This is a genomic window from Geodermatophilus dictyosporus, assembly GCF_900115505.1.
Lineage (GTDB): Bacteria > Actinomycetota > Actinomycetes > Mycobacteriales > Geodermatophilaceae > Geodermatophilus > Geodermatophilus dictyosporus.
In genome coordinates this window covers 120990-135559 of the sequence record NZ_FOWQ01000002.1, presented here as the reverse complement: position 1 = coordinate 135559, position 14570 = coordinate 120990, and the positions used below count along the sequence as shown (strand labels likewise).

General features: G+C 77.0%; 11 protein-coding genes. 8 read left to right on the top strand and 3 right to left on the bottom strand.

Annotated features, from left to right (window positions below):
• Positions 1-354, top strand: coding sequence for a hypothetical protein (locus BMZ33_RS04215; RefSeq protein WP_091108212.1), 354 nt, complete (start codon positions 1-3; stop codon positions 352-354).
• Between the two features lie 109 nt (positions 355-463).
• On the opposite strand, the gene BMZ33_RS04210 is transcribed toward BMZ33_RS04215, so the two are convergent.
• A complete protein-coding gene (locus tag BMZ33_RS04210) occupies positions 464-1120 on the bottom strand; it encodes an ACT domain-containing protein (protein WP_091108210.1) in 657 nt (218 codons plus the stop codon).
• Between the two features lie 184 nt (positions 1121-1304).
• Between BMZ33_RS04210 and gatC the strand changes: the two genes are divergently transcribed.
• Genes gatC through gatB form a run of 3 tightly spaced genes read left to right on the top strand, consistent with a single transcriptional unit; the run spans position 1305 to position 4670 of the window.
• Positions 1305-1637: an Asp-tRNA(Asn)/Glu-tRNA(Gln) amidotransferase subunit GatC gene (gene gatC / locus BMZ33_RS04205; RefSeq protein ID WP_091108209.1), complete on the top strand. Its 333-nt coding sequence runs from the start codon at positions 1305-1307 to the stop codon at positions 1635-1637.
• Positions 1634-3130 (top strand): Asp-tRNA(Asn)/Glu-tRNA(Gln) amidotransferase subunit GatA, encoded by a 1497-nt coding sequence (gene gatA, locus BMZ33_RS04200; protein ID WP_091108207.1) that lies wholly within the window; start codon positions 1634-1636, stop codon positions 3128-3130. Before gatC ends, gatA begins: the two co-directional genes overlap by 4 nt.
• 40 nt (positions 3131-3170) lie before the next feature.
• Entirely contained in the window at positions 3171-4670 is a 1500-nt protein-coding gene (gatB, locus tag BMZ33_RS04195) for an Asp-tRNA(Asn)/Glu-tRNA(Gln) amidotransferase subunit GatB (RefSeq protein ID WP_091108205.1), read from the top strand.
• A gap of 65 nt (positions 4671-4735) precedes the next feature.
• On the opposite strand, the gene BMZ33_RS04190 is transcribed toward gatB, so the two are convergent.
• Positions 4736-5902 carry a PQQ-dependent sugar dehydrogenase gene (locus BMZ33_RS04190; protein ID WP_091108202.1) on the bottom strand — a complete coding sequence of 389 codons (1167 nt, stop codon included), beginning with the start codon at positions 5900-5902 and terminating at the stop codon, positions 4736-4738.
• Positions 5903-5971: 69 nt separating this feature from the next.
• Here BMZ33_RS04190 and BMZ33_RS04185 point away from each other — a divergent pair, with 69 nt between their 5' ends.
• Positions 5972-6337 carry a PH domain-containing protein gene (locus BMZ33_RS04185; RefSeq protein ID WP_169063872.1) on the top strand — a complete coding sequence of 122 codons (366 nt, stop codon included), beginning with the start codon at positions 5972-5974 and terminating at the stop codon, positions 6335-6337.
• A 3-nt stretch (positions 6338-6340) separates the two neighbouring features.
• Here BMZ33_RS04185 and BMZ33_RS04180 read toward each other — a convergent pair whose 3' ends face one another.
• Positions 6341-7186 carry a helix-turn-helix transcriptional regulator gene (locus BMZ33_RS04180; RefSeq protein ID WP_091108200.1) on the bottom strand — a complete coding sequence of 282 codons (846 nt, stop codon included), beginning with the start codon at positions 7184-7186 and terminating at the stop codon, positions 6341-6343.
• Positions 7187-7267: 81 nt separating this feature from the next.
• On the opposite strand from BMZ33_RS04180, the gene ilvD reads away from it, so the two are divergent.
• From ilvD to BMZ33_RS04165, 3 genes are all read left to right on the top strand, one after another.
• Positions 7268-8971: a dihydroxy-acid dehydratase gene (ilvD, locus tag BMZ33_RS04175; protein ID WP_091108198.1), complete on the top strand. Its 1704-nt coding sequence runs from the start codon at positions 7268-7270 to the stop codon at positions 8969-8971.
• Between the two features lie 102 nt (positions 8972-9073).
• A complete protein-coding gene (locus tag BMZ33_RS04170; RefSeq protein WP_091108196.1) occupies positions 9074-11752 on the top strand; it encodes a putative bifunctional diguanylate cyclase/phosphodiesterase in 2679 nt (892 codons plus the stop codon).
• The gene (locus BMZ33_RS04165; protein WP_091108193.1) at positions 11745-14474 is read left to right on the top strand and encodes a putative bifunctional diguanylate cyclase/phosphodiesterase; all 2730 of its coding nucleotides are present in this window, start codon (positions 11745-11747) and stop codon (positions 14472-14474) included. Before BMZ33_RS04170 ends, BMZ33_RS04165 begins: the two co-directional genes overlap by 8 nt.
• Positions 14475-14570: the final 96 nt, after the last annotated feature.

Sequence of the window (14570 nt, the reverse complement as noted above, 5' to 3'; positions counted from 1 at the left end):
GTGGACGTCGTCGTGGAGGTCGGCGGGTGGGAGCACGAGTGCTGCGGGCCGGCCATCGAGCGCGACCGGGTCGTCGATCTCGGCTGCACCCGCTGGACGGCGCCGGACGGCCAGGTGCGGCTGGTCGAGACGCACCACCACGTCGAGCACGACGAGCGGGTCCGGGGACGGGTGACCGGGATCGAGGTGGTCCTCGACGAGGGCACCGTCCAGCCGGTGCTCCGCGTACCGAGCGGGCGGGCCCTGCTGGGCTTCGACGACGACGACGACGGCCACCTGGAGGACCCGTGGACCGGTGTGGTGGTCGCGACGGGGAGCACCGACTTCCTCGTGACCGTCCGACGGTCCGACTGACAGCCAGGGCACCGCGGCGGTCAGCACGTCGTCCACGCCCTCGATCTGCGTTCGAACGCTGCCCTGCACGACAGTCGTAGGGCACGAGAGCACAGGTCAGCGCGCCGGTTCAGACGGGCGGCAGGTGCGCGACCGTGCTGGCGATCCCCGCCAGGTGGGCCAGCCGCAGCAGCTCCGACCTCCGGTACGCCGGGCCGCCGGACCGGCCGAGCACCACCGCCGTCCCCGGGTCGCCGAAGGGCGCGGCCATCATCTCGATCGCCATCTCCCGCCACCGCTCCGGCAGCCAGTCCTCCTCGCTGGGCAGCAGCCGCGGCGAGGAGAGCGGCAGCCAGGGCAGGGGCACGTCCTCGAGGCGGGGCGCGGCGTCGGACGCCGCGAGCGCCTCGCCGTCGGCCCGCACCACCGCCGCCCAGCCGCTGTGGAACACCCGCGGCAGCTCCGCGGCCAGCAGCTTGACCTGGGTGCCCTCGGCGGCGCGGGCCAGCGCCTCGAGCAGGTCGAGCTCGCGGTGGGTGTCGAGCGGCCCGTGGAAGGGGCGCAGCGCCTCGACCTGCACACCCGGCACCGTCTGCGCGACGGTGATCAGGCTGTCGGGCAGCCGGTCGCGGGGGAGGTCCACGACGACGTCGTCGACGGCGACGCCGCCACCGCGCTCGAGCACGTCGACCGAGACGATGTCGATCCCGGCGACACCCAGGGCGGTCGCCACCGCGCCGAGCAGGCCGGGGCGGTCGGGGACGACCAGCCGCAGGAGATAGGACACGGTTCCTCCGCAGACGACGTCGAGCTGCTGGCCGATCCTCGTCGATCGCGTGGCGGGAGCAGCTTCCCCCACGAGGCGCCCCCGGGTCGAGCGGGCGTCCCGGGAGGTCCCCGGCCCCACGTACAGTGACCGGGTTGCGTCCCTGGCGCCGGCCGGCGCCGACGACAGGAGTCCCAGCCCCAGCATGAGCAGCGAGCCCACCCCCGACACGGCCGCCCACCCGGCCCTCGACCGCCAGGACATCGCGCACCTCGCGCGGCTGGCCCGGCTGGCCGTCACCGACGAGGAGCTCGACCGCTTCGCCGGCCAGCTGGGCGCGGTCCTCGACGCGGTGGCCCAGGTCCAGCGCGCCGACGTCGCCGACGTCGTCCCCACCACGCACGCCGTCCCGCTGACCAACGTGCTGCGCGCCGACGTCGCCACCCCGAGCCTGCCCCGCGACGCCGTCCTGGCCGGCGCCCCCGCCGCCGAGGACGACCGCTTCCGGGTGCCCCGCATCCTGGGGGAGGAGGCGTGAGCGACCTCACCGCACTGAGCGTCGTCGAGCTGCAGCAGGCGCTGTCGGCCGGCGAGACCACCTCCGTCGAGGTCACCCGCGCCCACCTCGACCGCATCGCCGCCGAGGACGGCGCCCTCGGCGCCTACCTGCACGTCGACGGCGAGGCCGCGCTGCGGCGGGCCGGCGAGATCGACGCCGCGGGCACCGCGGGCACCGGCCTGGCCGGCATCCCGGTCGCGCTCAAGGACGTCTTCGTCACCGAGGGCGTGCCCACGACCAGCGGCTCGCGGATCCTCGAGGGCTGGCGGCCGCCGTACGACGCCACCGTCGCCCGCCGGCTCAAGGACGCCGGCACGGTGCTGCTGGGCAAGACCAACATGGACGAGTTCGCGATGGGCTCGTCCACCGAGAACTCCGCGTACGGGCCCACCCGCAACCCGTGGGACCACGACCGCATCCCCGGCGGGTCCTCCGGCGGGTCGAGCGCGGCCGTCGCCGGGCGGCTGGCGCCCTTCGCGCTGGGCACCGACACCGGCGGCTCGATCCGGCAGCCGGCGGCGGTCACCGGCCTGGTCGGGCACAAGCCCACCTATGGCTCGGTGTCGCGCTACGGGCTCATCGCGTTCTCCTCGAGCCTGGACCAGGCCGGCCCGATGGCCCGCACGGTCCTGGACGCCGCCCTGCTGCACGAGGCCATCGGCGGCCACGACCCGCGCGACTCCACCAGCATCGACGCCCCGGTGCCCACCGTCGTCGAGGCCGCCCGCCGCGGTGCCGGCGGCGACCTGGCGGGCCTGCGGGTCGGCGTCGTCCGGGAGCTCGGCGGCGACGGCGCCCGCGAGGGCTACGACGCCGGTGTGCTGGAGCGGGTGGCCGAGGCGGTGGCACTGCTGGAGGGCGCCGGCGCCGAGGTGCGCGAGGTGTCCTGCCCGTCGTTCGGGCTGGCGCTGCCGGCGTACTACCTGATCGCGCCGAGCGAGGCGTCGTCGAACCTGGCCCGCTTCGAGGGGATGCGCTTCGGCATCCGCGTCGGCGACGACGGCACCCGCGACATCGACGAGGTCATGGCGCTCACCCGGGAGCAGGGCTTCGGTCCCGAGGTCAAGCGCCGCATCATCCTCGGCACCTACGCGCTGTCGGCGGGGTACTACGACGCCTACTACGGCCAGGCGCAGAAGGTCCGCACGCTGATCGACCGCGACTTCACGGCCGCCTTCGACGACGACGTCGACGTGCTCGTGAGCCCGACCAGCCCGACGGTGGCCTGGCCGATCGGCGCCCGCGTCGACGACCCGCTGGCCATGTACGCCGCCGACCTGTGCACCCTGCCGGCCAGCCTCGCCGGCGTCCCGGCCATCTCGGTGCCCTGCGGCCTGTCCGAGGGGCTGCCGGTGGGCCTGCAGGTCATGGCCCCGGCCCTGGCCGACGACCGCTGCTACCGGGTCGCCGCCGCCGTCGAGGCGGCGCTCGGCGCCCCGCTGACCGACCGGCTCGCGGAGCGTGCCGCGTGACCGCCCAGCCGGGCACCGCCCCGAAGGGAGACCCCTGTCCGTGAGCGAGCCCCTCGTCGAGTTCGACGACGTCCTCACCCGGTACGAGCCCGTCATCGGCCTGGAGACGCACGTCGAGCTGGGCACCGAGTCGAAGATGTTCTGCGGCTGCGCGACGACGTTCGGCGCCGAGCCCAACACCCAGACCTGCCCGGTCTGCCTCGGCCTGCCCGGGTCGCTGCCGGTGGCCAACGCCGCCGCCGTCGAGTCCACGATCCGCATCGGCCTGGCGCTGGGCTGCCGGATCGCGTCCTGGTCGCGCTTCGCCCGGAAGAACTACTTCTACCCCGACATCCCCAAGGGCTTCCAGACCAGCCAGTACGACGAGCCGCTGTGCACCGCGGGGCACCTCGACGTCGAGGTCGACGGCGAGACCTACCGCGTGGAGATCGAGCGGGTGCACCTCGAGGAGGACACCGGCAAGAACCTGCACGTCGGCGGGGCCACCGGGCGCATCCACGGCGCCGACCACTCGCTGGTCGACTTCAACCGCGCCGGCATCCCGCTCGTCGAGATCGTCACCCGCCCGGTCCCCGGCGCCGGCGCGAAGGCCCCCGAGGTCGCCCGCGCCTACGTCACCGAGCTGCGCGAGATCATCCAGACCCTCGGCGCCTCCGACGTGCGGATGGAGCAGGGCAGCCTGCGCTGCGACGTCAACACCTCGCTGGCGCCGACCGGCAGCCTGGAGTGGGGCACCCGCACCGAGACCAAGAACGTCAACTCGCTGCGGTCGGTGGAGCGGGCGGTGCGCTACGAGATGCGCCGGCAGGCCGCCGTCCTCGACGCCGGTGGCCGGGTGCTGCAGGAGACCCGCCACCTCCACGAGGACACCGGCAGCACCTCGCCGGGGCGGAGCAAGGAGGAGGCCACCGACTACCGGTACTTCCCCGAGCCCGACCTGGTGCCGCTGGCGCCCGACGCCGAGTGGGTGGAGAAGCTCGCCGCCGGGTTGCCGGAGCTGCCCGCCGCCCGCCGCACCCGCCTGCAGCAGGAGTGGGGGCTGTCGGCCACCGAGATGACCTGGCTGGTCAACGCCGGGGCGCTCGGGCTGGTCGAGCGCACCGTGGCCGCCGGCGCGTCACCGGCCGACGCCCGCAAGTGGTGGCTCGGGGAGCTGGCCCGCCGGTCGAACGACGCCGGCGTCGAGCTCACCGAGCTGGCGGTCACGCCGGCGCAGGTGGCCGAGCTGACGGCGCTGGTCGCCGAGGGCACGGTCAACGACAAGCTGGCCCGGCAGGCGCTCGACGGCGTGCTCGCCGGCGAGGGCGACCCGCGGGCGGTCGTGCAGGCGCGCGGCCTGGCGGTGATGGGGGAGTCCGACGAGCTCGGCGCCGCCGTCGACGCCGCCATCGCGGGGGCCCCGGACGTCGTGGCCAAGGTGCGCGGCGGCAAGGTGCAGGCCCTCGGCGCGCTGGTGGGCGCGGTCATGAGGACCACCCGCGGCCAGGCCGACGCGGCCACCGTCAAGCGGATGCTCGAGGAGCGCGTGCTCGGCGGTTGACCCACGGCGGCCTGCCGCCGTGTCGCGCCCGAGTGGGCGGTCCGGTGGGACCGCGGTGTCACGGCCTAGATCGGGCTGGAGCCTCCCGAGGACGGCGGCAGGATGCGCAGCACCTTGTCGTCGTCCTCGGCGGGCGTGCCGGCGCCGTCCCCGTTGGACGTGGTCACCCACAGCCCGCCCTCGGCGTCGAGGGCGAGGGTCCGCAGCCGGCCGTAGCGCTCGGGGATGAGCGCGGTCGGCTCCTCGGTGACGCCGCCGCCCTCGACGGTGACGACGTACACGCGCCGCCCCTCGAGCGCGCCCAGGAAGACCGTGCCGCCCACGGCCGCGCAGCCGCTGAGCCCGCCCGCGTCGCCCGGCACCTCGAGCAGCGGCCCGGTGCTGGTGGACCCGGGAGCCGGCCAGCCGTGGTCGCTGTCCTGCAGGACGGTGTTGAGCTCGTCGGGCCCGGTGGAGGAGTCGTCGACGGCGAGGAGCACCGCCGGGTCGTCGAGGCCGGGGCACAGCGCCTTGACGTCGGCGTGCCCGCGGCTGAAGACCGGCCCGGAGCCCACCGGCTGGCCGAAGACGTCGACGTGCAGCACCTTGCCGCCCAGCGAGGCGGTGTCCTGGGCGAGCGCCGGGTCGCCGGTGTCGCCGGTGCCGACGAACAGCGTGCCGTCGGGGGCGAACGCCAGCCCGCCGCCGTTGTGCACCTCGCCGCGCGGGATGCCGGTGAGCACCGGGTTGGGGGTGCCGCCGAGCGGGAAGCGGACGACGCGGTTGTCGGTGGCCGTCGAGACGTAGGCGTAGAACAGCCCGTCCTCGTCGAAGGTGGGCGACAGGGCCAGGCCCAGCAGTCCGCCGTCGCCGGCGGTGTCGATGCCGGGCACGACCATGAGCTCCCGAGGCGGGGAGCGGTCGGGGAAGACCTGCAGCAGGCGGCCGGTCTCGCGCTCGCCCACGACCGCGGTGCCGTCGGGCAGCACGACCAGCCCGGTGGGCACCGCCAGGTCGGTGGCGACGACGTTCGGGTCGCCGCCCGACTCGCCCGACCCCGGCTCCGCGGGGTCGCCGGGGGCCGGCGCCGGGGTGGACTCGGTGGGCGGCCCGACCTGCGGCGGCTGGCCCTCGGGCAGCGGCCGGAAGGGGCCGGCGGGCTCGTAGCCGTCCTCCGCGCAACCGGCGAGGACCAGCGTCAGCGCCACCGCGCACGCGGCGCCGGCGGCCCGCCGCCCCCGCTGTCGCCTCACCCGGACCACAGTACGGGCGGACGGCGGCCGGGCGGTGCCGGCGGCACGGACCTGGGAACATGGTCGGTCGTGGCCGACCACGCACGCATGCGGCTGAGCCGGGTGGCCCTGGTGCCCGTCGTCTTCCTCGCCGTCTGCGTGCTGCCGTTCGCCGCGGCCGCGCCCTGGGCCGCCGTCGTCCTGGTGGTCCCGCTGCTGGCCGCGGTGTGGGTGCTGCGGGTCGGCGTGGACGTCGACGACGAGGGCATCACCACCCACACGCTGGGCCCCTCGCGCCGGGTGGCGTGGACGGAGCTGGCCGGCATCCGGGTGGGCCGCGGCGCCCGGCTGCGGCTGGTCACGACCGCCGGGTCGGAGCTGCAGCTGCCGGTGCTGCGGGCCCGCGACCTGCCGCGGCTGGCGGCGCTGTCGGGCGGGCGGATCGACGCGCCCTGAGGCTCAGCCCGCCAGTGCGGCCAGGCGCCGCGCGGAGTCGCTGCCCGCGGCCGCGGTGTAGACGACCAGCTGCAGGCCGGGGGCGTCGGCCGGGGTCAGCTGGTGGTGCTCGAGCAGCAGGGTGCCCACCTCGGGGTGCTCGAAGCGGCGCTCGGCGGAGCTGAACCGGTCGACGTCGCGGCTGGCCCACCCGGCGCGGAAGTGCGGGCTCGCCGCCTCCAGCCGGACCACGAGGTCGACCACCGCCGGGTCGGCCAGCCGGGGGCCCACCTCGGCGCGGAACTGGGTGAGGAACCGGCGGCTGTCGGTCGTCCAGTCGCCGAGCAGCTCCCGGACGGCGGGGTCGGTGAAGACCAGCCACAGCAGGTTGCGCTGCGGCGGGGCGACCGCGGCCACCCCGGGGTAGAGCCGCTCATAGGCCCGGTTCCACCCGGCGATCGCCCACGTCGCGGTGATCGCGTAGGCGGGGTAGGGGCCGAGCGCGTCGAGCAGGCGCTGCAGGTGCGCCGGCATCCCGTCGCCGTCGTCGGGGAGGGGAGCGCCGCCGTGCCCGGTCAGCCGGCGCACGTACTCGTGCTCGGCCGGCGACATCCGCAGCGTGCGGGCCAGCGCGTCGACCACCTGCCGCGACGGCCGGATGTCGCGGCCCTGCTCCAGCCACGTGTACCAGGTGTGGCTGACGCCCGAGAGCAGCGCGACCTCCTCCCGGCGCAGCCCCGGCGTCCGCCGCGCGCCGCCGGCGGGCAGCCCGACGTCGCGGGGGTCGACCTGGCGGCGGCGGGAGCGCAGGAACCCCGCGAGCTCTCGGCGGGTGGGCGGGGGATCGGCACGGCGGGCGGTGGCGGGCACGCGGGCTCCTCGGTGGTGGTGTCGGTACCAGTATCGGCGGCCCCTCGGCACGGGCCGCCGTCCGGCCTACGCTCGGCGCTCGTGACCACCGTGGACGACCCCCGCACCACCGCCGACGTCAAGCCCCGCAGCCGCGAGGTGACCGACGGCATCACCCGCGCCCCGGCCCGGGCGATGCTGCGCGCCGTCGGCATGGGCGACGACGACTGGGAGAAGCCGCAGGTCGGCGTCGCCTCGTCGTGGAACGAGATCACCCCCTGCAACCTCTCCCTGGACCGGCTGGCCAAGCGGGCCAAGGAGGGCGTGCACGCCGCCGGCGGCTTCCCGCTGGAGTTCGGCACGATCTCGGTCTCCGACGGCATCTCCATGGGCCACGAGGGCATGCGCGCCTCGCTGGTCTCCCGGGAGGTGATCGCCGACTCGGTGGAGACGGTGGTGTTCGCCGAGCGCCTCGACGGCACGGTGCTGCTCGCCGGCTGCGACAAGTCGCTGCCCGGCATGCTCATGGCCGCCGCCCGCCTCGACCTGGCCAGCGTCTTCCTCTACTCCGGCTCCACGCTGCCCGGCCGGCTCGGCGACCGCGACGACATCACGATCATCGACGTCTTCGAGGCCGTGGGCGCGTGCGCCCGCGGGCTGATCACCGAGGAGGAGCTGGGCGCCGTCGAGCGCGCCGCCTGCCCCGGCATGGGCTCGTGCGGCGGCATGTACACCGCCAACACCATGGCCAGCGTCGCCGAGGCCCTGGGCATGGCCCTGCCCGGCAGCGCCGCCCCGCCGGCGCCCGACAGCCGCCGCGACGCCTTCGCCGTCGCCTCCGGCGAGGCCGTGGTCGAGCTGCTCCGCCGGGGCATCACCGCGCGGCAGATCATGACCCGCGAGGCGTTCGAGAACGCGATCACCGTGGTGATGGCGCTGGGCGGCTCGACCAACGCCGTCCTGCACCTGATGGCCATCGCGCACGAGGCGCAGGTGGACCTCTCGCTGGACGACTTCAACCGGATCGGCGACCGCACGCCGCACCTGGCCGACGTCAAGCCCTTCGGCCGCTACGTGATGACCGACGTCGACCGCATCGGCGGCGTCCCGGTCGTCCTGCGCGCACTGCTCGACGCCGGGCTGCTGCACGGCGACGTCCTCACCGTGACGGGCAGGACGATGGCCGAGAACCTCGCCGAGATCGCCCCGCCGGACCCCGACGGCGCGATCATCCACGCGATGTCCGAGCCCATCCACCGCACCGGCGGGCTGACGATCCTGCGCGGCTCGCTCTCGCCCGACGGCGCGGTGGTCAAGTCGGCCGGCTTCGACCGGGACGTCTTCGAGGGCACCGCCCGCGTCTTCGACGGCGAGCAGGGCGCCATGGACGCGGTCACCGACGGCACGCTGCAGGCCGGCGACGTCGTCGTCATCCGCTACGAGGGCCCCAAGGGCGGGCCGGGCATGCGCGAGATGCTCGCCGTCACCGGCGCCATCAAGGGCGCCGGCCTCGGCAAGGACGTGCTGCTGCTCACCGACGGCCGCTTCTCCGGCGGCACCACCGGCCTGTGCATCGGCCACGTCGCCCCCGAGGCCACCGACGGCGGGCCGATCGCGCTGGTGCGCGACGGCGACCCGATCCGCCTGGACCTGCGCGCCCGCACGCTGGACCTGCTGGTGGACGACGACGAGCTGGCCCGCCGCCGCCAGGAGTGGCAGCCGCTGCCCCCGCGCTACACCACCGGGGTGCTCGGCAAGTACGCCAAGCTCGTCGGCTCCGCGGCCCAGGGCGCCATCTGCACGTGAGGGCGGGGCCCCCCTCCTTGGGGTGAGGGGGGCCCGCCGTGCCTCCGGCCGGCCGGCCGCACTGCCGACACCCGGGGTGTGGACAGGCGGATCAGGTGGCTGGTGACGTGTGCCCTGCCCGCGGCCGCGGCGTGCCTCGTGGCCGCCCTCGTCCCGGCACTGCACCCGCTCGGTGAGGTCGTCGCGGCGCTCGCCGGGCTGCTGACCGCCGCGGTCCTGTGGACCACCGGCCGCGCGGCCGACCGCTCCGCCCGCCCGTGGCGGCTGCTCGCCGCCGCCGCGCTGTTCCCGGTCACCGGGCTGCTGGTCAGCGTCCTCGCCGCGCCCTCCTCGCTCCTCGAGGAGGTCGTGCTGCGCTGGGTGGTCATCGTCCCCGGCTACGTCCTGGCCGTCGTCGGGCTGCTCGGCATGGTCGAGCGCGCGGCGCTGCGGCGCACCTGCCCCCGGGCGGCGCTCGAGCTCGCGCTGTTCGCCACCGCCGCGCTCGTCGTCATGCAGGCGCTGCTCGTCGGTCCCGGCAACGGCTGGACGGCGCTCTCGCCGGTTGCCCGGCTCGTCCTCGGCAGCGCCGTGGTGGCCACCGCGGCCACCATGGCCGCCGGCCTCACCGTCCTCGGCGGGGTCGCCGCGCACCGCCAGCGGATGGCCGCGGTCCTGTTCGCCGGGCTCGTCGCGCTGTGCGTGGGCCGCGGCACCGGCACCTCCGCCGCCCTGCTCGGCGCCACCGACGCCGTCCCCGCCACGCGGGTGGCCGTCGTCGTCGGGCTGGCGCTGCTCGTGCTCGCCCGGCTGCTCGACGCGGCCCCCGCGTCGGACCCCGCCGCTGCCGGCCGGGCGGCGCAGCTGCGCTCGGTGCTGCCGCACCTGGCGCTGGTGGTGGTCGTCGGCCTCGTCGTCGTGCCCCTGGCGCTCGGCGTGGTGCCCACCCCGGTCACCCTCGTCGGCGCGCTGCTGTGCGTGGGGCTGTCGGCCGCCCACCGCTGGGTGGCCGCGCGCGAGGACCACCTCCGCGGCGCCCGGCTGCGCCGCGACGAGGCCTACTTCCGCAGTCTGGCGGCCTCCACCAGCGAGGCGGTGCTCGTCCTGGACGCCCGCCTGCGCGTCGGCTGGACCTCCCCGGCGCTGGCCGCCCTGCTCGGCAGCACGCCGGCCGACCTGGCCGGCCGCGACCTGCTCTCCGGCCGCTCGGCCGTCGACGCCGCCGACGCCACCGCCCTGCGCCTGCGCCTGGAGGCCGGGGAGGCGAGCGGCCTGCTGACGTTGCACGTCCGCGACGGGGCGGGTGGGGTCCGCTGCCTCGAGGCCAGCGTCTCCGACCTGCGCGCCGACCCCGCCGTCGCCTCGGTCGTGCTGCACTGCCGCGACGTCACCGAGCGGGAGACCCGCGAGCGGGCGCTCGAGGAGCTGGCGTTCACCGACCCGCTGACCGGCCTGCCCAACCGGGCGGGCTGGGAGGCCGCGCTCGCCGGCGCCGTGGAGGGCTCGGCCGCCGGGCCCGCGGCGGACGCCCCCGGCCGGGCGCTGCTGCTGGTCGACGTCTGCGGCCTCACCGAGGTCCGCGAGCACGCCGACCGCGACACCGTGTCCGGCGTCCTGGTCGAGCTCGGCCGGCGCCTGCGGGCCACCGTGCGCGGCGACGAGGTCGTCGCCCGCGTCGCCGGGGGCGTCTTCGGCGTGCTGGTCACCGGCGACGGCGACACCGCCGACCGGCTGGCCGACCGCTGCCTGGCCGCCCTGGAGCGCCCGGTGGGCACGCCGGCGGGCGTCTTCGACCTCACCGCCGACGTCGGCGTCGTCGTCGTCGAGCCGGGCCTGTCCGTCGGCGAGCTCACCGGCCGCGCGGAGACCGCCGTCGCGGCCGCCCGGGCCGGCGGCTCGGCGCGGGCCACCCGGTGGACCGACGCGCTCGGCGCCGCCGCCGCCCGCCGCGACCGGCTGCGCGAGGACCTGCCCGGTGCCGCCGGGCGCGGGGAGCTGTGGCTGGCCTTCCAGCCGATCGTGTCGATGGACGAGCAGCGGGTGGTCGGCGTCGAGGCGCTGCTGCGCTGGCGGCACCCCGAGCTCGGGGACGTCCCGCCGCGCGAGTTCGTGCCCATCGCCGAGCGCGCCGGCGTGATCGGCGAGCTGCAGCGCTGGGTGCTGCGCGAGGCCACCGCGACCGCCGCCGGGCTGCCCGACAGCGACGGCGTGCCGCTGCGGCTGGGCGTGAACACCTCCGCCTCGCACGTGGCCGCCCGGACCCTGGTCGACGACGTCGCCGCGGCGCTGGCGTCCTCGGGCCTGGCGCCCGAGCGGCTGGTCCTCGAGGTCACCGAGGCCACCCTGCTCGACGACGGCGACTTCGTGGCCATCGACGTCCAGGCGCTGCGGCTCATGGGCGTGCACGTCGCGCTCGACGACTTCGGCACCGGCACCTCGTCGCTGCTGCACCTCACCCGGCTGCCGATCGACGTGCTGAAGCTCGACCGCGCGTTCGTCTCCCGCGTCGACCGCGACGCGCAGAGCCGCGCCCTGTGCGAGGCGGTGGTCACCGTGGGCCGGGCGCTGGGCGTCGACGTCGTCGCCGAGGGCGTGGAGACCCCCGCGCAGCTCGGCGTGCTCCGCGGCCTGGGCCTGGGCTTCGCGCAGGGCTTCCTGCTGGCCCGCCCGCTGCCGCCGGCCGACCTGCTCCGCGTGCTGCGCGAGGGCGCGGGCTCGCTGTGGCCCGGCCTCGTCGGCCTGTCCCACGACGTGTTCCCGGCCGCCGGGGGCCCGCCCGTCCGGGTCGTGCGCGGTGCGTGACGCCGCCGGGCGCCCGGTCGGGCCGGCCGCGGTCGCGGCCGTCCTCGCCCTGCTGGCCCTGCTCGGTGCCGGCACCACCGCGCTGCAGCTGACCGGCACGCCGTCGGCCGCCGTGCTCGTCCCCGCGGCGCTGGCGCTGGCCTCGGGCACCGGCGCCGCCGTCCTGGCCACCGGGGCCCGGCGGCTGCCCGGACGGGCCGGCCGGCCGTGGCGGGCCATGGCGCTGGCCGCGGGCCTGCTGGCGCTCGGCCAGGTCCTGGCCGTGGCCCGCGCCGGCCGGGACCTGTCCGCCGGCGGGGTCGAGGAGGTCCCGACCGTGCTGGCGGTACCGGTCGCGGTCGCGGTGGCCGTCCTGCTGCTGCCGCCCCGGGCGGGCCGGCGGGTCGGCTCCCGCGTGCTGCTCGACGGCGTCGTGGTCACCATCGCCGTCGGGGTCCTCGGCGGCGTGGTGCTCGACGACCTGCTCGACGCCCTGTCCGACGGCGCGGCGGGGCCGGGGCACGGGCTGATCGCGGCCGGCTACCCGCTGGTCGGCGCCGTGCTGTGCGGCGTCGGCCTGGTCACCGTCACCGCGGTGCCCGAGGCGCGCCGCCGGTCGGCCACCTGGCTGCTGGCCTCCTTCGTCGCGATGGCCACCGTCGCGGTCAGCGGCGCCGTGGGCCGGTCGGCAGTCGGCGCGGCAGGCCCGGAGTGGTCCGTCGTCACCGTCCTGGCCTGGCTGGCCATGCTGGGCACCGGCCTGTGCGCCGCCGCCGCCGACCGGGCCGCGACGGCCCCGGGCGGGCGGCGCGCGCTGCCGCTGCGCGGCGCCGTGCTCGCCCATGCCGCGGCCACCGCCGCGCTGCTCGCGGTGACCGGCGGCGTCGTCGCCGGCCGGCCCGTCCCCGCCGCGGAGGCGGCTGCGGCCGTCGTCCTGCTGCTGCTCACCTCGGCCCGCACGCTGTCCTGGGCGCTGGACGCGGCGCGGCTCACCCGCCGCCTGGAGCGCACCGAGGGCTGGTTCCGTGCCCTGGTGCACAGCGGCGACGCCGTCACCGTCGTCCTCGACGCCGCCGGCCGGGTCACCTCGGTGTCCGGCCCGGTGGCCGCCCAGCTCGGCCGGGCGGAGGAGGATCTGGTCGGGCACGAGCTGGTCCCGCTGCTGCACCCCGACGACCGCGACCTCGTCGAGCGGGTCGCCGCGGCGCTGCGCGACGGCGCCCCCGACGGGCTGCCCGCCACCGGCCGCCTGGCCGGTGCCGACGGCGGCTGGCGCGACGTCGAGGTCTCCGGCGCCGCCCGCACCGGAGCGCGCCGGGCCGACGACGGCCTGGTGCTGCACCTGCGCGACGTCACCGAGCGCCGCGCCGGGCAGCGCGAGCTGGAGCGGCTGGCCTACACCGACTCGCTGACCGGCCTGCCCAACCGCGCCCGGTTCATGGCCGCGCTGGAGGGTGCCCTCGACCGGGCGGCGCGCGGCCGGCGGGCCTGCGTCCTGCTGGTCGACCTCGACGGCTTCAAGTCGGTCAACGACGTGGCCGGGCACGACGCCGGCGACCGGCTGCTGCGCGAGGTGGCCGACGCGCTGCGCGCCGAGGCCCGCTCGGAGGACCTGGTGGCCCGCCTCGGGGGCGACGAGTTCGCCCTCCTCCTCGACGCCGGGCCCGACGCGGCCATGGCGCTGGCCGAGCGGCTGGTCGCGCGGCTGGACGTCTCCCGCCGCTACGGCGGCGCGGACGGCGGCGCGGACGGCGGCCTCGCCGGCCCGGTGTTCCGCGTCTCGGCCAGCGTGGGGCTCGCCGAGGTGGTCGCCGGTGCCGACGCGTCGGCCACCGTCCGGGAGGCCGACCTGGCGCTGCGCACGGTCAAGGCGCAGGGCAAGAACGGCGTCCGGGCCTCGGGGGAGGGGCTGGTGGAGGCCTCGGCGCGGCGCAGCCGGCTGGCCCGCGACCTGCCCGGCGCCATCGAGCGGGGCGGGCTGCGGCTGGTCTACCAACCGGTCGTCGGGGTGCACGAGCGCCGGGTGCTCGGGGCGGAGGCGCTGGTGCGCTGGGACCACCCGGTGCTCGGCCCGGTCCCGCCCGAGGAGTTCGTCGGCCTGGCCGAGGACGACGGCCTGATCGTGCCGCTGCAGCGCTGGGTGCTGGAGACCGCGACGGCCGAGCACGCCCGGCTGGTCGCCGGGGGCCGCGACCTCAAGCTCGGCGTCAACATCTCCGTGCGGCACCTGCAGGCCCGCTGCCTGGTCGAGGACGTCACCCGTGCGCTGGAGCGCTCCGGCCTGCCGGCGCGGCTGCTGATGGTCGAGGTGACCGAGAGCGTGCTCATGGACGACGACCAGCGGCTGCTCGCCGAGCTCGCGGAGCTCTCCGCGCTGGGCTGCGTCGTGTCCCTGGACGACTTCGGCAAGGGCTACTCGTCGCTGGCCTACCTCGCCCGGCTGCCCGTCGACGTGCTGAAGATGGACCGCGGCTTCGTCTCCGGCATCGACACCGACCCCCGGGGCGCGGCGCTGGTCGGCAGCGTCGTCGACCTCGGCCGCACGCTGGGCATGGACGTCGTCGCCGAGGGCGTGGAGACCGCGGCCCAGCGCGAGGTCCTCGTGTCGCTGGGCTGCGGCTTCCTGCAGGGCTGGCTGACCGGCCGCCCGGTCCCGGCCGCCGAGCTGCCCGCGGTGGTCGACGGCTTCGACCCGGGGCTGCTCGGCGCGCGGGAGCCGCTGCCCGTCCCATGGAACGGCTGACACGGTCCACTGTGTGGGACAGCGTTGTTGACGTCGGGACGGCGGAGGCGCACAGTGTGTCCGTGCCCTCCGCCTGCCTGCTCCTCGTAATCGCCT